Source organism: Streptomyces sp. SID5464 (assembly GCF_009862985.1).
Lineage (GTDB): Bacteria > Actinomycetota > Actinomycetes > Streptomycetales > Streptomycetaceae > Streptomyces > Streptomyces chartreusis_D.
This window is the reverse complement of the sequence record NZ_WWIQ01000087.1, coordinates 1-337: the sequence shown is the minus strand read 5'-3', so window position 1 is coordinate 337 and position 337 is coordinate 1. Positions and strand designations below refer to the sequence as shown.

The following is a 337-nucleotide window of genomic DNA, read 5'->3' as shown; positions in this document are numbered from 1 at the left end:
CCGACGGACCGGCGTTGAAGACCGCCGGCTGCACTCGCGTGGCCCCCAACGCCTGCTGAAGGAAACCCTTCCGCATGCCCACCAGCGCGGTTGCGTGGGTCAGATTGCCGAAGTAACCGATCTTGACGCTGTCCAGACCGTCGATCTTCTTCGCCCCGGCCGGGATTTTCACCGCCCCGTCGCTCTTAGCTTGGGAGCCGTAACCGCAGGCGGCCAGCGTGAGCAGGGGCAGCGCGGCCAGCACAGCAAAGGATCGGCGCAGCGCGGTTCTGACAGATGTCCAGGAACATTCAGATGCGTACACGGTCAGAAATGCCATCCCTCATCGGTCTCGTCC

The 337-nt window shown here is 64.1% G+C and carries 1 pseudogene; it reads right to left on the bottom strand.

Annotation, left to right across the window (positions count from 1 at the left end):
- Window positions 1–319 (bottom strand): annotated as a pseudogene (locus tag GTY47_RS40040) (hypothetical protein); the annotation flags it as partial.
- Window positions 320–337 lie beyond the last annotated feature (18 nt).